This window comes from Pusillimonas sp. SM2304, from assembly GCF_031628915.1.
Lineage (GTDB): Bacteria > Pseudomonadota > Gammaproteobacteria > Burkholderiales > Burkholderiaceae_B > Pusillimonas_C.
Genome location: NZ_JAVLUJ010000001.1, coordinates 1,381,576 through 1,402,702 on the forward strand (window position 1 = coordinate 1,381,576; position 21,127 = coordinate 1,402,702).

Genomic DNA, 21,127 nt, shown 5'->3' on the forward strand with positions numbered 1-21,127 from the left:
GCATAGGATCTTTCAATGACCCGCGTTGTTCATCTTACAAGCGTGCATTCTCGCACTGATACGAGAATCTTTCTGAAGGAATGTAGATCATTAGCGATAGCTGGTTATGATGTGTCATTAATCGTGGCAGATGGAAAAGGTGAAGAGCGGAAAGATGGCATCCTTATTTATGATGTTGGCCGGGGGCATGGACGCATAGATCGGATGCGCAATGTCACGCATCGCATTTATCAAAAATCCTTGGCTTTAGATGCAGATATTTATCATTTTCACGATCCCGAGCTTATACCCATAGGAGTTAAACTTAAAAGCTCAGGGAAAAAGGTGGTGTTTGACGCACACGAGGATTTACCTAAACAGTTGCTCAGTAAGCCATATCTCAATAAATCGATTGGCTGGTTGCTCTCAAAAATATTTAGCTATTATGAGCAATGGACCTGTCAGAAATTGGATGCTGTAGTGACGGCAACTCCGTCTATTAATGATAAGTTTATAAGAATAAATCCCCTTTCTATTAATATTAATAACTTTCCGATGCTGGGTGAACTAGCGCAAGAGAGGGCTGATGATCAGCATCTGAAGAATCATGTATGTTATGTCGGTGGCATAACCCAAATACGGGGAATTAAGGAGATAGTTGCGGCAATGGAGCTTGTAAATACTTCTATGCGCTTGCAGCTTGTAGGACAATTTTCTGAGCCCAACACGGAGTTGGAATTGAGAGCGTACGAGGGCTGGGCTCGTGTAGATGCGCTGGGTTTCTTGGATCGCGTAGGAGTACGTGACGTGCTTTCTCGTTCTGTAGCGGGGCTGGTGACGTTCCATCCACTTCCGAATCACATCGATTCACAACCCAATAAGATGTTTGAGTATATGAGTGCTGGAATTCCTGTTATAGCTTCCAATTTTCCTCTCTGGCGAGAAATTATTGAGGGTAATGACTGTGGATTATGTATTGATCCGCTTAAACCAAACGAGATAGCGGGAGCCATAGATTTTCTTACGATTAACCGCGAACGAGCTAGAGAAATGGGTGAGAATGGGAAAAAAGCGGTAGTCGAACGCTATAACTGGGGTGTGGAGGAGGCCAAACTACTCGATTTGTACTACAAACTTATTAAGTAGATAAAGATAAATTATGAAAATTCTTACGATAATCGGGGCTCGCCCTCAGTTCATTAAAGCAAGTGTCGTTTCTAATGCTTTTCGGAAAATAGGTGGCATAGACGAAATATTGCTGCATACTGGGCAACATTTCGATGCGAATATGTCAGATGTTTTCTTCGAGCAACTAGCTATTCCAAAGCCGAGCATACAATTGAATATTCATGGTGGCACTCATGGCGTTATGACGGGAAGAATGCTGATGGAGATCGAGCATGCTATTTGTGCTGAGAGCCCAGATAGAGTCCTGGTGTATGGCGATACCAACTCAACTTTAGCTGGCGCCTTGGCGGCTGCAAAACTACACGTGCCTGTAGCGCATATCGAGGCGGGTTTGCGGAGTTTTAATATGCTTATGCCCGAAGAGATTAATCGTATATTGACAGATCAGGTTAGTAATATTCTGTTTTGCCCCACCAAGGCAGCTGTTCAGAATCTGGAGCGTGAAGGGTTTCGGTATAGGCCAGTTGAAATGCTGAATGTTGGTGATGTCATGCAGGATTCTGCGTTGTTCTTTAGCGAACGAGCAGTTCCTCCAGCAGGTTACGATGTGCAAGATGAATTTATACTTGCAACGTTGCATCGTGCTGACAATACCGATCACCCTGAGCGACTGGCAGCCATTGTGATGGCATTAAGCGAGCTACATGAAAGTGGTTTACGTGTGGTTTTACCGCTGCATCCGCGCACTCGAGCAGCGATCGATCGAACTGGAGTGAAACTGAAAGCCGAGGTGATTGAGCCAGTTGGTTATCTTGAAATGCTTTGGCTTCTACAGCGTTGTGGGCTGGTTCTGACAGATAGTGGTGGCGTTCAAAAGGAAGCCTTCTTTTTTGGCAAGGCTTGTGTAACGATGCGAGATCAAACAGAGTGGGTTGAGTTATTAGATGCGGGCGTAAATGTTTTAGTAGGGGCTGATACAGCACGCATTATCAAACAGGTCAAAGGCAATTTTGGACGTATAGTAGCTGATAATAGCCAGCTCTATGGGGGGGGACTGGCGTCGCAACGCATTGCTGAACGATTGAGTTGTAATTGAGCTCGAAGAATAGGTAGGAATATGCTAGACAACTGGATGTTGTATGCGGTAGTAGAGGGCTCATAATCTCCATGATCCACAATAAAAACATTTGGTATGTGCATCCATACGCCGGTGGGCCTGGTGTCGGACGTTACACTAGGCCATACGCGCTGGCTAAATATTGGCAGCAACTGGGCGCTAAAGCGACCGTATTTACCTCTGCAAATCATCATCAGTTGGATAGACCTCAGCCAGAGGGCGCACGTAATATACATGGCGTCAACTATGAATTTATTCACTGTCGAGATTACGTTGGTAACGGGGTAGGTCGAATACTAAATATGGGTAATTTTGCCTGGAATTTATGGCGCAATGGGGATTCTTACGCTTCTCGCTATGGCAAGCCTGATTTTGTCATTTGCTCTTCCCCGCACCCGTACGCATTTCCATCCGCTCACCGTTTAGCGAAGCGTTTTAAGGCTAAATCTGTATTTGAAGTGCGTGATTTGTGGCCTTTGGGTTTTATAGAGCTGTTGGGTGTCCATAAGATGCACCCTTTAGTATTAATAACCGGGTGGCTAGAGCGCTACGCCTATGCACATGCAGATGCTGTCGTGTCGTTATTGCCAGAGACATTGGTTTATATGAAGAAACAAGGTCTTGATCCTGCACACTGGTATTACGTTCCCAACGGGGTCGATGCGGGGGGTGGGGCGTCTATCGAGAGCGAGGAGAGCCCTAAACACCCGAGTGTCCTTCGAGCGGAAGAATTGAGAAATGCGGGTTATACCGTTGTGGCTTACACAGGAGCTCTTGGGCGGCCTAATCAAGTTGAGACTCTGGTTGAGGCGCTGGCGGTTGCGAAGCGATCTGGGAGTTCTCGTTTAGCAGCGATTATTATTGGTCGGGGCGAAATGCGGGATAAAATCTACCAGTTGGTGCAGCAGTATGGGTTGGGTGAGACTGTTAGCCTCTATGAGCAGGCTCCTAAACAAATCATCATGCAGTTATTGAATGCGGTCGATATCGGTTACATATCACTCAAACCTGGACCTTTATTTCAGTTTGGAATCAGCCCTAACAAACTATTCGACTATATGCTCGCTGGTTTGCCTATAGTTTCTTCTATTAGGGCTGGTAATGACCCTGTGGCACAGGCAGGGTGTGGGGAATCTACACCTTCGGGAAGTTCGACTGATATTGCATCTGCATTAACAAAACTAGCATCGTTAAGTAGAGAAGAGAGAGCAATTTTAGGGCGAAACGGAAACGAATATGTTATGAAAAACCACTCCTACCAAGTACTTGCGCAGAAATATGCATTATTATTAGCGCGCACCAAATCCAGATAGCATCGTTCTTATCGTTAAGAAGAAGATAAAGAAATCCAGTGTTAATGAGCAGTTTTTGATATAGTAAAAATCATGTTCAATTTTTACCCTAGTTTCATCGCTGTCAGCGGCATACCCGTGACGGACTTGGGCCCAGCCGGTAATACCTGGTTTGACGACATGTCGATAACTGTAAAACGGAATTTGTTTGTTAAAGTCATCCACGAAACTAGGTTGTTCAGGGCGTGGCCCAATAAGGCTCATTTCGCCTTTCAAAACGTTAAAGAACTGCGGTAACTCATCAATCCGTAACTTACGTATCACCTGACCGACCCGTGTTATGCGGGGATCGGTTTCGCCTGCAAATTGCTCTCCTGCCAGTTGGTCGAATCGCATGCTTCTAAACTTGTAAATCGTAAAGGGCTTGTTCCCTCTACCTACACGTGTTTGCGTGTAAATGACAGGGCCGGGACTTTCTACTCGAATCAACAAGGCGATAAAGAGACTTAACGGAAGAACAAGTGGCAGAGTAAGAACTACTATAAATATGTCAATTGCTGACTTGGTCAATTCGTACGCGGATGAAGGTAATAGTGAGCCAATATTATTTTCCGACATTTTGTCGATTTTGACGCGCCCTGTTAATGATTCGTAAACTGTTTTTGCATGGTACACCGGCACATTTTCTAATGCGCAGGCAGTTAGAAATCGTTCTTTATCGGTAGTAAGCGTTTGAAAATCGGCTACTACGCCATCATAGCGGACATCGTTCAAATCCAAAGTTGTAAGCACTCGTACATCACAGTCGGGGAGTGCCAAAATCTCATCAGCAAACCCTCCCGCGATAACTGCAAATTTTGGACGAAGATAAGCTCTGGTTAGGCTATATTCGATATGGAACCAGATAAGCGCCGCGAAGCCACTCGAAAGTAGAAGCATGCGTGACGCCTGCACCCTTAATAACAACGTTCCAATAATAAGAATGCCATAGAAAATAAGTACCTGGCTAGTAATAAGGCCCTGGGAACGGCCACCGGGATAGCTTGATAATAGATTCTTAGCGCCTAAGTGTGCCAGCAGGAAAGCAATAGTAGCGGCGATAAGCGCAACTTTTTGGCCGGCATCTGGATGTTGCAGGGTGTGCGGTCCCCAGTAGAGCAACATTGGCATAGCCACTGAAAACATCCACCCCACGAGTAAAGCGAATGATCGTGACAGTAAGACTTGCTCATGCGGTTTTTTAAAACGCCTAGCATGGAGGGGTTTCATAGATTCGACACGATATAGGTTAATGGAGCAATACCAGTTTAACAAGCCCTGAGAATTTATGTGGATTGACTGAAGGTTGGAGAGGTACTCAGAACACATTATCGCCAAAGCCTAACAGCCTATCTAGCTATCAATCCGAATTGTTCTCTGAATCTGAGCTCGAATTAATGTAATGAATATCCCAAGCATTCCCCCCAAAATAACACCGAGCGCTAAGACCAACATCTTCTTCGGTTTGATGGGGGTCGTGGGAATAGAGGCCATTTGATCAATCGTCGCAACGGATACTTCAGGTCGGGTATCTATTCCTTTAAGTAACGCCTGTGTACGCAGGACGCTGGGCAATTCTTCAATATAAGGGTCATGCTTCTGCCGCTGCTCCATTAGCTCCAGTTCAGATCGCAGAGTTTTGGCACCACGCAGATAGTGGGTGCTGCCAGTATAAGAGGTGATTAGATTGCCTCCCTGAGGCGGTTGTTGCAGGTCTATTGATTCGGCTAGTTGCAAGGCTTCTCTCAGGTGGGCCAATTCACTTTGGTGGATGAGAACGGCGACTTCACGCAAGGACTCAATTTGTGATTGTGTGCTGTCCACATATAGCTGAACGACGCTTTGCAGGTTCAGCAGAAGTTCTCTTTGAGCGGCTTTAATTGCCATCTCCACGAACTCATTGGCCCGCTGCGCAATGGCTTGAGGATCGCTACCTTGTAGGGTCAGCGTCATTCTCTCATTGTCGGTGGGTTTTTGGGGTCGTTCAATGTTAAGTGCTTTGTTGAAGCCTTCCCAAAGCTGTTGCCGTTGTATATCGTTGACTTGGCTACCATATTGAACGAGGTAAATATTATCGAAAAATGCTTGCCTCAAGCTGCTGGAGCTGAGGTGACGCAGGAACACTTGATAGGCGTCTTTAGGGCTTAGCGATTCGATCGCGCTATCAAGGTATTGGTTATGCCGCTGTCGCTCGGTTGTTTTGGGTCTGGCCGAGGCGGCAACCGCCGCTCCCGATAACTGGTTGGCCATATTGTAGGCCGCTAATCCGCTTTGAACGGGTGGCAAAGCTTGAACCTGCACTTGATAGATAGGTGTGCTTAGAAAAATGTATATTCCTGCTGTACAGGTTACAACCAGCGTAATACTGCTAATCAGAAACTTAGACGACCACAAGATGTGGGTTAATGCGCGTAAATCGATCTCGTTCGAAGAGTTGGGTTGATGGTTTTTATTATTCTCTTGTATAGCCTGCATTGCCGCTCCGGAAGTATGTAAAGATACCGGAGGGCATTATATAAAGTTACATAATTATTTCAAAACATTAAAAAGCTTCTGATCAATAATGTAAATAATAATTGTTATTATTTAAATGTTCTCTGAATTAATACAATAAATATTCCAAGCATTCCTCCTAAGATGAGGCCTAAGGCCAATATCAACCTTTTCCGTGGTTTGATCGGTGCCAATGACATGGTAGCGGGCTGATCTATAGTGGCTACAGCTACGTGCTGGGGAGCTATGTCGATTTTTCCCAGTAGCGATTGTTGCTTAAGCAGGTTGGGTAGTTCCGCTATATAAGGGTCATCGCTTTGCCGTTGCTCCAAAAGCTTCAGTTCGGCGCGTAATGCCTTGGCCCCGCGTAGGTAGGTGGTGGCACCCGTGTAGGATGTAATCAGGTTTCCGGCATTCGGTGGGCTATCTAATCCTATAGATTCGGCTAGGGACAAGGCCTCTTTTAGGCGGGCAACAGTGTCTTGCCGAGTGGTTTCCGCCACTTTACGCAGTGTGGAAATTTGGTCTCGGGTGCTTTGCACCCGTAGTTGTATGGCGCTGCTAAGCGTATCTAGCAGCTCAGTTTGTGACATGGCAATTGCTTCCTGCACATACTGGTTGGCCCAGTCTGCAATGTTCTGTGGGTCAGTGCCCTGCATAGTCAGCGTCATCAAATCGTTGTTATTATTTTTTTCTGGAAGCTCTATGTTTAACTGACTGTTGAAGCTCTGCCAAAGTGCTTGCTGGCTGGCCGGCGTGTCGTAGCCGGGGTGAGCAGGCAGATATACATTAGTAAAAAACTGCTGGCGCAGGGAAACCGAATTAAGGTTGCGTAGGAAGGTACTGTAGGCTTCGTGGGGGGTAATGATTGGCACCGCGTTGTTGGGCGTAGTGACTAAGCTTTCGTAGTTAGTGACCCCGCTAATGGCAGGACCCGAAAGCTGATTGGCCATATTGTAGCTAGCCAAGCCGCTGGGGGTAGGTGGTAGGGTTTGCACCCGGGCTTCGTAGATAGGGGTACTAAGAACGGCATAAGCGGCTGCTGCACTGGCCACGACAAACGTGATGGCAATAATCAGCCATTTGGCATTCCAAAGTGTGCAAGCCAGTTCGCGCAGGTCAATTTCGTCTGATGGCTTTGTATTACGGTACTGGTTTTGTTGTTCCACACATGGCTCCAAGAGTTGCTTGCATGCGAGTATGCCAGAGGATTCTGGCTTTTCCCCTAGGTCGAACGGCTAAGCAATACAAAATGTTGCGTTATTTCCTCTTGTAGCGAATAGCTTACATTGATTTGCAGGTTCGGAGAACGATTTCGGCTGTAGTCAATGGTTAACAATATTCAAGCCCTTGCCTTCCCCCACCTTCCCCCTCTCCTGATAAATCAGATCCACAATCTCATTGTTCGCGGTGTACCCATCCACCAGTTCATAAAACAGCTCGCGCGAGCGCGGGTAATCATCTGCGCGGATGGCGGTGTCCAAGCCCGTTAGGGCTTCTTTCAGTGCGCTCCAGGTCAATAGCTTCTCGTTGGCGCGCATGATCATGGGGTGGTCGGTGGGCGACACGTTGTCGCCGATCAGCAGCTCTTCGTACAGTTTCTCGCCGGGGCGCAGTCCGGTGTAGCGGATCTCGATGTCGCCGTCGACATTGTCGGGGCGGCGTACGCTCAAGCCCGACAGCTGGATCATTTTCTCGGCCAATTCGGCAATCTTGACGGGTTCGCCCATGTCCAGCACGAAGACGTCACCACCCTGGCCCATGGAGCCGGCCTGGATGACCAGTTGGGCGGCTTCGGGAATGGTCATGAAGTAGCGGGTGATGTCGGGGTGGGTCACGGTCACTGGGCCGCCCTGGCGTATTTGTTGCTTGAACAGCGGGATGACGGAGCCCGACGAACCCAGCACGTTGCCGAAGCGCACCATGGTGAAGCGGGTCTGGTTGGGTACGGCGTCGCTTTGCTTGCCGTATAGCAGGGGCGTGGATTCCTTGGCCAGGGCCTGCAGCACCAGTTCGGCCATGCGCTTGGTGCCGCCCATGACGTTGGTGGGCCGCACGGCCTTGTCGGTGGATACCAGCACAAAGTTGCTGACACCGGCGCGCAGGGCCGCCTGGGCGGCGTACAGGGTGCCGAAGGTATTGTTGACGATGCCTTCGGCGATGTTGTTCTCGACCAGGGGTACGTGCTTGTAGGCGGCGGCGTGGTACACCGTGTCGACCTTCCAGGTGTCCATGACGTCCAGCAGGCGGCTGGGGTTGCGCACGGAACCCAGTACGGGCACAACGCGCACGGGCAGGCCGGCCCCATCAACGTGGTCTTCAAGTTCGCGCTGTACGGCGTATAGCGCAAATTCCGAGTGCTCGAACAAGATCAGGGTTTGCGGTGTGCTGCGCACAATTTGCCGGCACAGCTCCGAGCCGATGGACCCGCCCGCGCCGGTCACCATGACCACCTTCTGGTGTATGCAGCGCGCAAACAGGGCGGGGTCGGGGGCGACGGGGTCGCGCCCAAGCAAGTCGTCAACGCGTACTTCGCGCAGGGCTTCGACCTGTACGCGGCCCGAGGCCAGGTCCATGAGCCCGGGCAGGGTGCGTACCGGTATGGCGTAGGGGGCCAGCATATCGATGATTTCGTTGCGGCGCGCACGCGATGCCGAGGGAATCGCCAGCAGGATCTCGTGGGTGTCGGTATCGCGCAGCATGTAGTCGATCTGGTCGGGGCAATACACTTGCAGGCCGGCCATGACGCGTCCGCATAGGTCTTTGTTGTCGTCCATGAAACCCACGGGCAGCAGTTCGCCGCCCAGGCGCAGGGCTTGCAACAGTTGGTTGCCGGCGGCTCCCGCGCCGTAGATGACGACGCGCCTGCGTTCTTCTTTGCGCTGGCCGCCGTTGGGAATGAGCGGCAGCGTCTGCTCGCCGAACTGGACGTCATTGAAATAATGGCGCATCAGCAAGCGCAGCCCGCCAATGAACAGCAGGCTCAGCAGCCAGTAGATGATGATGGTAGAGCGGGGCACCACGGCGGGTGCGTTGCCGTACAGGTAGACGGCCAGGGCCAGCAAGGCGGCTGCCGCCGTCACGACGCGGGCAATGGTGGTCAGGGCCTCCGGCCCCAAGTAGCGCATGACCGCGCGATACAGGCCATAGCGGATAAAAAGCGGGATGGCCGTCAGGGGGGCGGCGGTAAACAGCCAGGCGTGGGCGCCTAGCGGCTTGACGATGCTGGCATCGCCCAGGCGAATGAAGAATGCCAGCCACAAGGCCAGCCATATCAGCAGCATGTCCACGGCGATCTGCAGCATGCGTTTGCTGCGGGGCGAAAGCCCCAACAGCCGTTCCCGCAGTGCATGGCTGCGATCATGCAGGATGCGTTCACTGTCCATAGGTCATTCCGGTCTTGGCCGCTGCGCGCATGACGTCGACAAGGGCGGCGCAGGTTTGCATGATTTCGTGGTCTTCCAGGGTGGGGTGCACCAGGAACATCAGGGACGTTTCGCCCAGCTCGCGCGCCACGGGCAAGGGGTGGGCGGGGCGCCAGTCTGTACCGTCAAAGGCTTTTTCCAGGTAGACCTCCGAGCATGAGCCCTGGTAGCAGGGCACGCCGCGGGCGGTGATTTCCTGGACGATGCGGTCGCGGTTCCAGCCTTCGGCCAGTTTGTCGGGTTCGACGAACACGTAGCATTTGTAGGCGGCATGCTGGCAGTGGCTGGGTATTTTGGGGGCGCGCAGCCCGGGCAGCTGGCGCGCTGCGTTCCAGATGCGGCGGGCATGGGCCAAGCGCCTGGCGTGCCAGTCGGGCATGCGCTGCAGCTGGATCCGGCCGATGACCGCCTGGATTTCCGGCATGCGCCAATTGGTGCCGAAGCTTTCATGCAGCCACCGGAAGCCGGGGGGATGTTGGCGCTCGTAGACGGCTTCCCAGCTTTTGCCGTGATCCTTGTGCGCCCAAATCTTGCGCCACAGCGCCGGCGCGTTGGTGGTGATCATGCCGCCTTCGCCGCCCGTGGTCATGATTTTGTCTTGGCAGAAGGACCAGGCGCCGATGTCGCCAATGGAGCCCACGGGGCGGTTTTTGTAGCGGGCGCCGTGCGCTTGCGCGCAATCTTCGATCACCCATAGGCCGTGCAACTGCGCCAGCGCCATGATGGGGTCCATGTCGCAGGGCCAGCCGGCCAGATGCACGCAGATGATGGCGCGGGTGTTGGGCGTGATGGCGGCGGCGATGGTGTCGGCCGTGATGTTCTGCGTGTCGCGGTCTATATCGGCGAACACGGGGGTGGCGCCGGCCAGCACAATGCACGATACCGAGGCCAGGAAGGTACGCGGGGTCACGATGACTTCGTCTCCGGGGCCAATGTCCAGCGCCATCAAGGCGGCTTCGAGCGCCTGGGTGCCGTTGCCCAGCGCCACGGCGTGGGCGCAGCCGGCCCAGGCGGCGAATTCCGTTTCAAAAAGACGGCCTTCCTGGCCGGTCCAATAGTTGACCTTGTTGGAACGCAGTATCTTGCCGACAGCCTGGACTTCTTCGTCGGTATAGCTGGGCCAGGGGGAGAAAGCGGTATTCAACATAATGTTCGTGCTCTGGTCAAGAAGGTTAAGGGCTAGGCGGGCCGGGCGCGCGCGGGCGTGCCCACGGCCACCATGGCGTCGGGCACGTCGCGAATCACGGTGGTGCCGCTGCCTATGGTGCTGTCCCGCCCAATATGAATCAGGTGATTGATGTTGGCGCCGATGCCCACCCAGCTTTGCCGGCCGATGTAAACGCCGCCGCCCAACCCCGCGTTGGGGCCGATATGCGCAAAATCCTCGACCACGCAGTCATGTTCGATGATGCAGCCGGTATTCAGGATGACGCCCGCGCCGATTCTGGCTCCTACGTTCACGACGGCACGGGCGAACACGGCGCAGCCGGCGCCCAGTTGGGTGTGGCGGCTGATGACGGCGGCCGGGTGGATCACGCTGGCCAGGGGCGCGCCCGCGTCAAGCAGGCGCTGCTGCAGGGCCGCCCGGGTGTGGTTGTTGCCGATGCCGACGATGACGCCCTGGTAGTCATGCAGGCGCGCAAGCAATAGCAGGGTATCGCCGATAAGGGGCCAGGGGCCCGTGCTGGCGCCTGTGTCGGGCCAGGCGTCGTCGTAGAAATCGATGGTTGTCCAGCCGCTGCTTTGCGCGGCATCGGCAATGACGCGGCCGTGGCCGCCCGCGCCGACGATGGCCAGGCGCTTCATCGTTCGTTCCCCGTGAACTTGCGCATGGTGGCTTCGCCCTGGGCATTGACGCCTTTGCGGGCCAGCACCAGGCGCACGGTCATGATCAGTATCTTCATGTCCAGCCAGAAGCTGCAGTGGTCCACGTACCACACGTCCAGTTCGAAACGTTCGGCCCAGTCGACCGCGTTGCGCCCGTTGACTTGCGCCCAGCCGGTCAGGCCCGGACGGACGTCGTGCCGGCGGCGCTGGACGTCGTCGTAGTAAGGCAGGTATTCCATCAGCAGCGGCCGGGGGCCGACCAGGCTCAGCTCGCCTTTCAGCACATTCCAAAGTTCGGGCAGCTCGTCCAGGCTGGTGGAGCGCAGCCAGCGGCCGAAGGGGGTCAGGCGTTGCGCATCGTCCAGCGTTTTTCCATCGGCATCGGTGGCATCGCGCATGGTGCGGAACTTGAGCATCAGAAAGGGTTGCTCATGTAGCCCGGGGCGGCGCTGTGTAAACAAGATGGGACGGCCCATCTTCAGGGCGACCAGCACGGCCACGGCCGCCAGCACGGGCGACAGCAACAGCAGGGCGGTGGCGGCGGCGGCGATGTCGAACAGTCTTTTGATCATGATGTGATGCCCATTTCCCGCAGCATGGCTGCATTGACTTGGTGCACGTTGTAGCGGTCTTCGGCCAAGGCCCGCGATTGCGCGCCCATGGCGGCGATTTGGCCGGGGTCGGCGTACAGGCGTTCCATGGCCTGGACCAGCTTGTCCACGGACCGGGGCGGCACCAGGTGGCCGTTGCGGCCTTCTTCGACGGTTTGCCGGCAGCCCGGCGCATCGGTGGTGATGATGGCGCGGCCCATGGCCATGGCTTCCAGCACGGTGCGGGGCGTGCCCTCGCGATAAGACGGCAGCACGTATACGCTGCAGGCGGCAATGGCGGGGCGTACATCGTCCAGGCGGCCCAGGTAGTCGACGTAGCCCGCCGCGACCCAGTCGTGCAGTTCGGCGTGGCCGATGGCATCGGGATTGTCGTCTATCCAGCCGGCCAGGCTGAAAGCGCAGTCGGGATGCGTGTTGCGCAGGGTGGCCGCGGCCGCGACGTACTCGCGCACGCCTTTGTCCCCCAGCAGCCGGGCGATCAGCAAAAAGTGCGGGGCAGGGGGTAGCGGGGCGACCTGGTAACGGTTCAGGTCGACGCCGGAGCCGTTCACAATGCAGGTGGCCTGGCGGGCGGAAATAATCTTCAGGGCGCGGAACAAGGCTTCGTCGTCGGGGTTCTGGAAGAAGGTCTTGTGCGACCTTTTCAGCCCTTGCCGGTACAGGCCCTGGACAATGCGGCGCAAGGTCCCGCGGCGGTTTTGCTTGGCCTGGGCGTCGCCCTGGAAGGCGTAGCCCAGGCCGGTGATCAGTGCGTAGCGTTGCGGCACGCCCGTCAGCCAGCCGGCCAGGGTGCCATAGATGACGGGCTTGATGGTGTAGGCCAGGGTGTAGTTCGGGCGCAGCCGGCGCATCAGGCGCATCAGGCTGATCAGGCTGCGCAGGTCTTTGGCCGGATTCATGCCGGTGCGCTGCAGCGGGATGTCATGCGCGGTCAGGCCGCGGGCTTCCAGCGCCTGGCGCATGGGCGATCCGGCGTCCAGGCCGGGGGCGGCCACATGCACGTCCAGCCCTTTTTCTTGCAAGGCGTCCAGCAGCGCTCCCCTGAACTGCAGGATGGAATCGGGAAAGCCGGCGATCAACAAAAATGTCATGGCTTCACCATGCCGGAAGAAGGTGCTGCTTGTCGTGCCAGGGCGGGTGGCGGTGGCGGGGCCGGCATGCGGCGCCTGGCAGTTTGGCGCGTGCGGCCCAGCATCGAGATGAACAGATAGATCAAGATGGGTGCGAACATCCATTTCTGCCGCACCGCGATGCCCAGGTTGGCCGTGGTGATGGCCAGGATCAGCCAGGTCAGCATGCAGTAAAACCACATGAAGGCCCGGTTGCCCGTCAGCTTGTGCCGCCTGTGGCGGATGATCTGGGTGCCGCCCGCAATCGCCAGGAAGACCAGGATCACGTTGTCCATCGAGGCCGCCAGGCCGAAAATGCTGCCGGCTTCATAGGGCATGGGCCGGAACAGGTAGCTGAACAGCTGCAAGGGCAGGCTCATCGAGGCAATATCCACGCTGCTGCCGCCCTGGGTGTTGACGGACTGGCGCTGTTCGACATAGCTCATGATGTCGTCGGCGCCGCTGGCGTCGCCCAGGCCTGCATAGGTCAGGGCAAACGGCACCATGGCGGCGGTGGCGGCCAAGGCCGCGCTGCCCAGGAACACACGCTGGCCCAGCGGCAGGCGGCGCTGCAGCACCAGGGACCCGGCCAGGGCGATGACCATGATGCCGGCAATGTGGGGCCGGACCAGCGCCATGATGAAGATGGACACCGCCAGCAAGACGACCCGGCGGCTCATGTTCAGCGCGGCATACAGCGTCAGCGCGGCGGCCATGAAAGCAAGCGCATCCTTGCCCAGGGCCGATGACCAGAAGCTGATCGAGGGCAGCAGAACGATCAGGGTGGCGAACCGGCGCAGCAGCCGGGCTTTGTTGGCCGTGGCCTGCTGCAGGCAGGCATCGAAGGCGATCAGGCCGATCGCGCCGAAGATGTTGAACAGCAGGCAGGCGCCCAGGAAAGACAGGTCCAGGCCGGTGACGAAGAGCGTGGCAATGTTGACGACGGCGCCGGTGCCGAAGGGGGGCATGAACTCACCCTGCAGCGCTTTCATGTAATAGACCAGGGCGTCGGCGCCATTCTCGATAGCGTAAACGGCATACGCCAGGCAGAACACGGAATGCCAGGCATACAGCAGCATGGCGCGGCTTTTGCGAACGCCCAGCATGCGGCCGGCCTTCATGGCCAGAAGCAGGCCCAGCACATTGACCAGTACGGCGCTGGCCAGTTGCAAGGGGGTGCCGATCAGTTCCATGGGGCGGACCTTAGCCTTGCGCCACAGGACGCATGGCGTCGGGGGACAAGCGGTTCTTGACGATGCGGAACTTGCCGCTGGCCTCGCGCTGGATCTGGTCCACCACATCTACATTGATGCGCATGGACTGGCCCAGCCTGAGCGTCATGGCCTGCAGGAAGTGTTCGCGCTGTTCCGGCGTGAAACGGTCGTTGGCCATGACGGCCACATCGACGGCGTCCGGCTTTTCCTGCACGATCTGGAAGCAGATGATGCCCTGGGCGTCCTTGGTGCAGTTGCTCAGGTTGCCCAGGTTGACCTTGCCGTTCTCGGGTGACCAGATGAAATCGGCCGTGCGGCCGTCAATCTGCTCGACCACGGGAAAGCACGACCCGCAGGGGCACCGGTAGCCGTCCGGCGCCAGCCTGATGCGGTCGCCGATGCGGTAGCGGATCAGGGGGGTGCCGCGCGTGGTGAACGAGGTCACCAGGATTTCGCCTTCGCGGGCGGGCTGCATGGCTTCATCCACCACTTCGAAAACACCGGTCAGGGGGTGGATGTGCAAGGACCCTTCCGGGCATTGCAAAATGAAGGGGGCGCCTTCCGAGGCGGCGTACTGGTCCACCACGCGGCATCCCAGCATGGCGGGGATCAGTTCCCGGTGTATGGGCAGCACCGTTTCGGCGGTGGGAAAGAAGGTGTCGATCTTGCCCTGGTATTGAAGGCCGCGCTCTTGCGCCATGGCGCACAAGTCCAGCACGCTGGAAGGGAAGCCCACGATGTAGTCGGGCTGAAAATCCTGCAGCGCCCGCCAATAGGCGTCGAAGTGCCGGGCGCCGATATGGAAGGTGGAAAAGAAGCGGATCTTGTTGATGTGATCGTCGCGCCAGATGCGCCCGGAAGCCAGGTCGGCGGGGCGGACCAGGCTTTTGCCGCTGAACCAGGCTACCTTGCGGCCCAGCTTGTAGCCGTAGCGTGAACGGAAGTAGTCCTTCAGGGCGAAGCGTTCCTGCATGTCTTCCGGGTGATAGATCACCTTCATCGAGGCGCCTGTGGTGCCGCCGGTCAGGCTGACGATGCCTTCGCGCTCTTCGATGCTGCGGATCTGGTCCATATGGGCCAGCAGTTGCTCTTTTTCCAGAATCGGAAATTCGTGCAGCGCCTTGCCGCGTTGCGGGGCATACCAGGGCGACTTTTCTGTAGCCCATTGCAGGAACAGGGCTTGCCGCCGGGCGGCTTCGCGGGCGATCTCGTCGGCGCCGGCTTGTTCAAAGTCACGGTAATAGCGTTGGTAGGCTTGATACTTGCCTTGGTGCCGTTGCCGGTACAGATGTGTGTTGTATACGCTGATGCCGGCATCCTGTACCGCGACGGGCGCGTATTTCAGGATCAGTTCTTTCAGTGTCATCGTTCACCTTTGGATCAATAGGACAGCGTCATGGCGGTCTGGTAAAGGGATTCGAACCGGTCGACCGCATGGACGAGCGTGTAGTGGCCGGTAATGCGTTGCCGGGCGCGCGCGCCCATGGCTTGCAGCTGGGCGGCGTCCAGATCGGCCATGTGGATCATGGCCTGGGTCAGGGCCGGCACGTCGCCGGGCGGGACGGCCCGGCCTTCCTGGCCCAGCAGCAGGCGGGCGTCGCCCACGTCGGTGGTGATGCAAGGCCGTCCCACGCACATGGCTTCGCCCAGCGCGTTGGGAAAGCCTTCAGTGCGCGAGTGCAGGCAGAAGACGTCCATGGCGCTCAGGCACTCGGGTACGTCGCTGCGCTGGCCCAGCAGCAAGAACCGCTCCGGATGCAGGGTTGCCGCGATTTGGCGGGCCAGGGCCTGGTTGCCGGCGGTCAGGTCGCGCCCGACCAGCATGAAGTACAGGCCGCGGCGCTGCCGCATGGCGGCGTCGGCCGCTTGCACGAAACTGCGATGGTCCTTGGCCGCGCTGTAGCGGCCCACCGATCCAATCACCAGCGCGTCGGGGGGGATGCCCAGTTCACGCCGCAGCGCGCGGCGGCCGCTGTCGGAGTATGTGAAGGCGTCCGGGTCGTAGCCGTTGTGGATAACCTCCATGCGGGCGCGATCGTAGCCGGCTCGGGCATGGACTTCGAGGGCTGAGTCGGCCACGCAGACGATGCGCCAGGGCAGGTGCCGGGAAGCGATGGCGCAGCTGCGGCGCACGGCCCGCTTCAGGCGCGTGCCGCCGGACTCGAAGTGGGAATTGCGGATGCCCCACAAGATGGGCTTGATGCCGAGCCGGCGGCCGGCCAGTCCGCCGAGCAGGTCGGCGTAGTACATCCAGCATTGCAGTACGTCGGGCCTATGGGCCTGCAGCGCCCGCTTCAGCCGCATATACGTGCGGGGCGTGTCGTGCAGCGATGTCATCCCCAGGGCAGTGACGGCAATACCTTGCGCTTCCAGGCGGGGTCCCAGCGCACCCTTGCTGGTCAAGGAAATGACCCGGTGCGCGTACTGCGGATTGCCGCCATGGGCTTCGATCAGGCGCAACAAGAAACGCTCGGCGCCGCCTACGTCCAGGCCGATGATGACATGGGTGATGTGGATGGGCGCCGTCATGCTTGCTGTGCCTGCAGCCAGGCCTGGAAGGAAAGCACGCACCACAGCCGCTGCGAGTGGTCTTGATGGCCGGCCAGGTGCTGGCGCCAGGCGTGCTGGATGGGTTCGGCATTCAAATAGCCTTCGCGGGCCAGCCGGGCCGGATCGAGCAGCGCCTGGGCCCATTCGCGCAAGGGGCCGCGCAGCCATTTGGCCAAGGGTACTGAAAACCCTTTCTTGGGCCGGTCCATCAAGGCCTGGGGCACGTGCCGGTACAGCAGCTGGCGCAGCGGCCACTTGCCTTCCCCGGCGCGGATCTTCCACGACAGCGGCATGCGCCAGGCCAGCTCGACGACGCGGTGATCCAGCATGGGGACGCGCACTTCCAGGCTGTGCGCCATGGCGGCCCGGTCCACCTTGACCAGGATGTCGTCGGGCATGTACATGGCGGCGCTGGCAGCCATCATGTCGTGCTCGAAGCAATCGGTGCCGGGCAGCGCGCCGGGTGTACTCAAAGGCGTGGATGCTTCGGGCACATCGCGTACCAGCATGCCGGGATCGGCCCAGTGGCTGCTGAGCTGGCGATAGAAATCGCGTTGATCGGGCGAAGACAGCAGGGTCGACAGTTTGTGCAGCTTGTCGGCGTTCAACCCGCCGGCCAGGCGCCCCGCCGATGCGCGGCGCAGGCCATTAAGAACGGCGTCCCAACGCGCAGGGGGCACGCCCGCCAGCAGCGAGGCCGCCAGCCCGCGCAGTGGCTTGGGCAGGCTTTGTATGCGGCGCCACAGCCCCGGCGCGAAGCGGAAGGTGTTATAGCCCCCAAAGAGTTCATCGCCGCCGTCGCCGCTCAGCGCCACGGTCACATGCGCGCGGGTCAGCTTGCTGACGAGCAGGGTGGGGATTTGCGAACTGTCGGCGAAAGGTTCGTCGTAGATATCCGGCAGCGAGGGGATCAATGCCAGCGCGTCGCCGGGGCGCACGACCATGGCGGTGTGTTCGGTGCCCAGGTGCCGGGCAATGGCCGCCGCGTGCGGCGCTTCGTCGTAGCGGGGGTCGTCAAAGCCAATGGTGAAGGTGCGTACGGGCCGTGTGCTGTGCGATTGCATCAGCGCCACGATGACGCTGCTGTCGATGCCGCCGCTCAGGAAGGCGCCCAGTGGCACGTCGGACAGCATCTGGCTGCGTACGCTCAGCGACAATTGCTGTTCCAGGGCATCTACGGCTTCGTCGGGCGTGCCTTGCAGCGGATGGCGCAGGCCCGACGCAACCGTTTCCGTCACCGACCAGTACGGGATGGAGCGGGCGGCGCGCGCCTGCTCTGGGTTGGCCAGGTCCAGGGTCAGCCAATGGCCGGGAGGCAGTTTGTGCACGTCCTGGTAGATACTGTGCGGGGCGCTGATGTAGCCGTGCCGCATGAAAGAGGCCAGCGCTTGCCGGTTTATTGTGGGCTGGAAGGCGGGATGGCGGCGCAGCGCCTTGAGTTCGGAGCCGAACAGCAGGACATCGTTCTGCCAGCCCCAGTACAGGGGTTTTTCGCCGAGGCGGTCGCGCGCCAGGACAAGCTGCCGGGTTTGGCGGTCCCACAAGGCGAAGGCGAACATGCCGGTGGCGGACGCCAGCGTTTTTTGCACACCCCAGGCACTGGCGCAGGCCAGCAGGGTTTCCGTGTCGGAATGGCCGCGCCAGGGGGGCGCCCGGCCTTCCGCGTCCAGTTGTCCGCGCAGGTTCAAATGGTTGTAGATCTCGCCGTTGAAGGCAATGACATAGCGCTGGTCGGACGACAGCATGGGCTGGTGTCCGGCCGCCGACAGTTCCAGCACGGAAAGCCGGCGATGCGCCAGCACCAGGCCGCAGGGCTCATCCGCCCACACGCCCGCGTCGTCCGGGCCGCGATGCGTCAGCGCATCGGCCATATGCCGGGCCGTGCTGTGCAGGGCGTCGCTTGCGGTCGGCGCATGGAAGCCGGTCAGGCCGCACATAGTGTTCCTTGATTGCGTTTCATGGGGTCAAGGCCGCAGGAGCGCGCGGCAATAAAAGCGGTAGATAGGTCTGGACCACCCGGTCGACGCTGAAGTCCTGGGCGCGCAGCCGGACGTCGGGGGGATGCGGGTCGGACAGGGTCTGGTCAATGGCCTGCGCCAGCGCGGCGGCATCGCCCACCGGCACCAGCCTGCCCCAGCGCCCCTGGCCCAGGATTTCTTCCGGGCCGCTGGGGCAGGCGGTGCTGACGACGGGTGTGCCGCAGGCCATGGCTTCGACCAGCACATTGCCAAAGCCTTCCCAGCGCGAACTCAGCACGAAAACACCGGCCCGGCTCATCCAGGTGTAGGGGTTGGCCTGAAAGCCGGCCAGCAGGATGTCGTCTTTGCAATCCAGTTGGTCGATCTGGGCTTGAAGCGCCTGGCGTTCGCCGCCTTCCCCCAGTATGGCCAGCCTTGCGGGGCGCTGCGAGCGCAGCAGGGCGAAGGCGCGGATCAGGGTGGGGAAATCTTTCTCGGGGCTGAGCCGGCCCGCCGCCATGATGACGGGGGGCGCGCCCGGGGCGAACCAGGGGTGATTCAGCGCTTCCGTGCTCTTGGCCGCCAGGGCGACGGTGTCGATGGGGTTATGGCGGGTATGGATGCGTTGGGCCGCGTAGCCCAATGTCTTGGCCAAGTCCTGGGCGACGCCGTCCGAGACGGCAATGATGGCATCGGCGCGTGCGTATGCGGGCCGCATCAGCCAGGGCAGGCACAAGGCCATGCTGCGGCTTGAATCCGACAGCAGCTGGCTCAGGTTGGCGTGCTCGGTCAGGACCAGGCGGGTGGGTACGTTGGCGATCCGGCATGCCCAACTGGCCATGACATTGACGTAGTTCATGGCCGAGATCAGCGTGGCCGGGCGTTCCTGGCGCAGGTAGCGCGCCAGGGGCCGCAGGGTCTGGAGCGTACGCGGCACATTCAGGTTGACGATGCGTACGCCGGGCGACACATCGGCCAGGTAGACACCGGCCTGGCGGGCCAGCACCAGGTCCACCTTCAGGCCTTGGGCAGCCAGGCCATTGGCCAGCGACACCATGACGCGTTCGGCGCCGCCGCCGTGCAGCGAAGGGATGAACAGCGCTATCCGGCCGCCCGATTCGGGGCTGGCCGGGATGTTCGGCGGATTGATCGCCGCGGCGGGGAAGTCAGGCAAGGGTTGCATGGCGAAAGTCCCGATCCAGTGCCTGGCGTATGGGCGCCAACTGCGCGGGGGTCTGGCGCAGCAGGGCGGCGATGACGTCGCGCACCGGGTGTTGTGTGAATTCGGCAAGGGGGATGCAGGCCTCGCGCTTGCCGCAGTGGGTGAATAGTTGCAGGACCTTGGGGTCCCATTCGAATCCGATCACGGGTACGTCCAGCGCCATGGCGGTCACTGCGGCATGCATGCGATAGGCCGCCAAGGCTTTGTAGCTGCCGATGCGTTGCAACAGGTCGCCGGGCGAGGCGATGGAGGTGCAGACCGACAAGCCCGGATACTTGGGCGACAGCGCATGCCAGACGGCGTGCGCAAAGTCGTTGTCGACGCCCGAGCCGTTGGAGATCAGCTCTATATGATCGGCGCCGACTTGTTCGGCCAGCGCGCCGATCAGGGCATCCCACCATTGCAGGGCGTAGCGCGCGTCGGCCATGGGGTGGTCGGGGGCGACCGCTTGAAGCGCCACGGGCGCGATGACGCCCAGGCCGACGGTGTTGGTCGGGGCCGCCAGGAAGTTGTTGCGGGTCAGGTACAGGCCGCAGTCGGCGCTGCACCGTATCTTGTGCCGGGCGGATTCCCCGGCGATGTCAGAGATAAGGTGGTGGGTGTTGGCGTCGCGGCAGATCACGCAGCTGACGGCTTTTGACTGCAGGACGCGCGCCATGATCTTGCGGCCCAGCCAGCTGTAGCGTTTGCCCGCGCCGACCGAGAACAGCTTGACCGGTACGCCATGGCGCTCGCACTGTTGCACGATGCGCAGAATGAGCAGTGGAAAGTTCAGGTAGTTGTCCATGAGCAGGTTGCCCCCGCCAATGATCACCTGCTGGTAGCGCGCCACGTCGTAGCTTGCCGCAATGCGGCGATAGCGGGTGGCGTAGAACAACAGCGCGATGCTGTAGTTGACCAGGGCGATGCGCAGCAAGGCTTGCCATGCGCGTTGCGGCCACGGCCGCGTGCGCGGCGCCGGGTTGCCGGCTTGCGGTGTGGGGGCGTTGAACGGATCGGCCGGGGATTCGGGCGCGACTGGCGTGCCGCCGTAGAAATCACGAAACGTTGCCGCAACGCCGTGTTTGGCGCACAGCGTTTCAATAGCCAGCTTGATGATGCCGTCGCCGACATTCCTGGAGGCGTATTCGCCAATGAACAGGGTTTGCTTCATGGTGTTGCGC

17 protein-coding genes are annotated in these 21,127 nt (G+C 58.6%); 3 read left to right on the forward strand and 14 right to left on the reverse strand.

Features of this window, described 5'->3' with window-relative positions:
* Nucleotides 1–15: 15 nt before the first annotated feature.
* The 3 genes from RE432_RS06335 to RE432_RS06345 all read left to right on the forward strand — a co-directional run bounded on the left by RE432_RS06335 (nucleotide 16) and on the right by RE432_RS06345 (nucleotide 3,537).
* A complete protein-coding gene (locus RE432_RS06335; RefSeq protein WP_310932425.1) occupies nucleotides 16–1,125 on the forward strand; it encodes a glycosyltransferase family 4 protein in 1,110 nt (369 codons plus the stop codon).
* Between the two features lie 13 nt (nucleotides 1,126–1,138).
* Complete coding sequence (gene wecB, locus RE432_RS06340) at nucleotides 1,139–2,203, forward strand: non-hydrolyzing UDP-N-acetylglucosamine 2-epimerase (RefSeq protein WP_310932426.1); 1,065 nt, start codon at nucleotides 1,139–1,141, stop codon at nucleotides 2,201–2,203.
* A gap of 71 nt (nucleotides 2,204–2,274) precedes the next feature.
* Complete coding sequence (locus RE432_RS06345; RefSeq protein WP_310932427.1) at nucleotides 2,275–3,537, forward strand: glycosyltransferase family 4 protein; 1,263 nt, start codon at nucleotides 2,275–2,277, stop codon at nucleotides 3,535–3,537.
* Here the strand turns inward: RE432_RS06345 and RE432_RS06350 are convergent.
* From RE432_RS06350 to RE432_RS06415, 14 genes are all read right to left on the reverse strand, one after another.
* Complete coding sequence (locus RE432_RS06350) at nucleotides 3,514–4,680, reverse strand: exopolysaccharide biosynthesis polyprenyl glycosylphosphotransferase (RefSeq protein ID WP_310932428.1); 1,167 nt, start codon at nucleotides 4,678–4,680, stop codon at nucleotides 3,514–3,516. The genes RE432_RS06345 and RE432_RS06350 overlap by 24 nt on opposite strands.
* A gap of 228 nt (nucleotides 4,681–4,908) precedes the next feature.
* Nucleotides 4,909–6,030: a Wzz/FepE/Etk N-terminal domain-containing protein gene (locus RE432_RS06355; RefSeq protein ID WP_310932429.1), complete on the reverse strand. Its 1,122-nt coding sequence runs from the start codon at nucleotides 6,028–6,030 to the stop codon at nucleotides 4,909–4,911.
* Between the two features lie 107 nt (nucleotides 6,031–6,137).
* Nucleotides 6,138–7,217, reverse strand: coding sequence for a Wzz/FepE/Etk N-terminal domain-containing protein (locus RE432_RS06360; protein ID WP_310932431.1), 1,080 nt, complete (start codon nucleotides 7,215–7,217; stop codon nucleotides 6,138–6,140).
* A gap of 156 nt (nucleotides 7,218–7,373) precedes the next feature.
* Nucleotides 7,374–9,434: a nucleoside-diphosphate sugar epimerase/dehydratase gene (locus RE432_RS06365; protein ID WP_310932432.1), complete on the reverse strand. Its 2,061-nt coding sequence runs from the start codon at nucleotides 9,432–9,434 to the stop codon at nucleotides 7,374–7,376.
* Nucleotides 9,424–10,620: a DegT/DnrJ/EryC1/StrS aminotransferase family protein gene (locus RE432_RS06370; RefSeq protein WP_310932433.1), complete on the reverse strand. Its 1,197-nt coding sequence runs from the start codon at nucleotides 10,618–10,620 to the stop codon at nucleotides 9,424–9,426. The genes RE432_RS06365 and RE432_RS06370 overlap by 11 nt, the downstream gene beginning before the upstream one ends.
* 32 nt (nucleotides 10,621–10,652) lie before the next feature.
* Nucleotides 10,653–11,279: an acetyltransferase gene (locus tag RE432_RS06375; RefSeq protein WP_310932435.1), complete on the reverse strand. Its 627-nt coding sequence runs from the start codon at nucleotides 11,277–11,279 to the stop codon at nucleotides 10,653–10,655.
* Nucleotides 11,276–11,872, reverse strand: a complete 597-nt coding sequence (locus RE432_RS06380) for a sugar transferase (RefSeq protein WP_310932436.1) — start codon at nucleotides 11,870–11,872, stop codon at nucleotides 11,276–11,278. Before RE432_RS06380 ends, RE432_RS06375 begins: the two co-directional genes overlap by 4 nt.
* Complete coding sequence (locus tag RE432_RS06385) at nucleotides 11,869–13,002, reverse strand: glycosyltransferase family 4 protein (RefSeq protein WP_310932437.1); 1,134 nt, start codon at nucleotides 13,000–13,002, stop codon at nucleotides 11,869–11,871. The genes RE432_RS06380 and RE432_RS06385 overlap by 4 nt, the downstream gene beginning before the upstream one ends.
* Complete coding sequence (locus RE432_RS06390) at nucleotides 12,999–14,213, reverse strand: hypothetical protein (protein ID WP_310932438.1); 1,215 nt, start codon at nucleotides 14,211–14,213, stop codon at nucleotides 12,999–13,001. Before RE432_RS06390 ends, RE432_RS06385 begins: the two co-directional genes overlap by 4 nt.
* 10 nt (nucleotides 14,214–14,223) lie before the next feature.
* Nucleotides 14,224–15,600, reverse strand: coding sequence for a phenylacetate--CoA ligase family protein (locus RE432_RS06395; RefSeq protein WP_310932439.1), 1,377 nt, complete (start codon nucleotides 15,598–15,600; stop codon nucleotides 14,224–14,226).
* A gap of 14 nt (nucleotides 15,601–15,614) precedes the next feature.
* Nucleotides 15,615–16,763 carry a glycosyltransferase gene (locus RE432_RS06400; protein ID WP_310932440.1) on the reverse strand — a complete coding sequence of 383 codons (1,149 nt, stop codon included), beginning with the start codon at nucleotides 16,761–16,763 and terminating at the stop codon, nucleotides 15,615–15,617.
* Nucleotides 16,760–18,721 carry an asparagine synthase (glutamine-hydrolyzing) gene (gene asnB, locus RE432_RS06405; RefSeq protein WP_310932441.1) on the reverse strand — a complete coding sequence of 654 codons (1,962 nt, stop codon included), beginning with the start codon at nucleotides 18,719–18,721 and terminating at the stop codon, nucleotides 16,760–16,762. Before asnB ends, RE432_RS06400 begins: the two co-directional genes overlap by 4 nt.
* Before the next feature lie 19 nt (nucleotides 18,722–18,740).
* Entirely contained in the window at nucleotides 18,741–19,925 is a 1,185-nt protein-coding gene (locus tag RE432_RS06410) for a glycosyltransferase (RefSeq protein ID WP_310932442.1), read from the reverse strand.
* Nucleotides 19,909–21,117: a polysaccharide pyruvyl transferase family protein gene (locus RE432_RS06415; protein ID WP_310932443.1), complete on the reverse strand. Its 1,209-nt coding sequence runs from the start codon at nucleotides 21,115–21,117 to the stop codon at nucleotides 19,909–19,911. Before RE432_RS06415 ends, RE432_RS06410 begins: the two co-directional genes overlap by 17 nt.
* Between the last annotated feature and the right edge of the window lie 10 nt (nucleotides 21,118–21,127).

Coding starts and splice junctions, on each gene's coding strand:
- RE432_RS06385 (WP_310932437.1), bottom strand. CDS start 13,002: ATGACATTTTTGTTGATCGCCGGCTTTCCCGATTCCATCCTGCAGTTC.
- wecB (WP_310932426.1), top strand. CDS start 1,139: ATGAAAATTCTTACGATAATCGGGGCTCGCCCTCAGTTCATTAAAGCA.
- RE432_RS06395 (WP_310932439.1), bottom strand. CDS start 15,600: ATGACACTGAAAGAACTGATCCTGAAATACGCGCCCGTCGCGGTACAG.
- RE432_RS06350 (WP_310932428.1), bottom strand. CDS start 4,680: ATGTTGCTCTACTGGGGACCGCACACCCTGCAACATCCAGATGCCGGC.
- RE432_RS06400 (WP_310932440.1), bottom strand. CDS start 16,763: ATGACGGCGCCCATCCACATCACCCATGTCATCATCGGCCTGGACGTA.
- RE432_RS06355 (WP_310932429.1), bottom strand. CDS start 6,030: ATGCAGGCTATACAAGAGAATAATAAAAACCATCAACCCAACTCTTCG.
- RE432_RS06390 (WP_310932438.1), bottom strand. CDS start 14,213: ATGGAACTGATCGGCACCCCCTTGCAACTGGCCAGCGCCGTACTGGTC.
- RE432_RS06380 (WP_310932436.1), bottom strand. CDS start 11,872: ATGATCAAAAGACTGTTCGACATCGCCGCCGCCGCCACCGCCCTGCTG.
- RE432_RS06415 (WP_310932443.1), bottom strand. CDS start 21,117: ATGAAGCAAACCCTGTTCATTGGCGAATACGCCTCCAGGAATGTCGGC.
- asnB (WP_310932441.1), bottom strand. CDS start 18,721: ATGTGCGGCCTGACCGGCTTCCATGCGCCGACCGCAAGCGACGCCCTG.
- RE432_RS06365 (WP_310932432.1), bottom strand. CDS start 9,434: ATGGACAGTGAACGCATCCTGCATGATCGCAGCCATGCACTGCGGGAA.
- RE432_RS06410 (WP_310932442.1), bottom strand. CDS start 19,925: ATGCAACCCTTGCCTGACTTCCCCGCCGCGGCGATCAATCCGCCGAAC.
- RE432_RS06335 (WP_310932425.1), top strand. CDS start 16: ATGACCCGCGTTGTTCATCTTACAAGCGTGCATTCTCGCACTGATACG.
- RE432_RS06345 (WP_310932427.1), top strand. CDS start 2,275: ATGATCCACAATAAAAACATTTGGTATGTGCATCCATACGCCGGTGGG.
- RE432_RS06375 (WP_310932435.1), bottom strand. CDS start 11,279: ATGAAGCGCCTGGCCATCGTCGGCGCGGGCGGCCACGGCCGCGTCATT.
- RE432_RS06370 (WP_310932433.1), bottom strand. CDS start 10,620: ATGTTGAATACCGCTTTCTCCCCCTGGCCCAGCTATACCGACGAAGAA.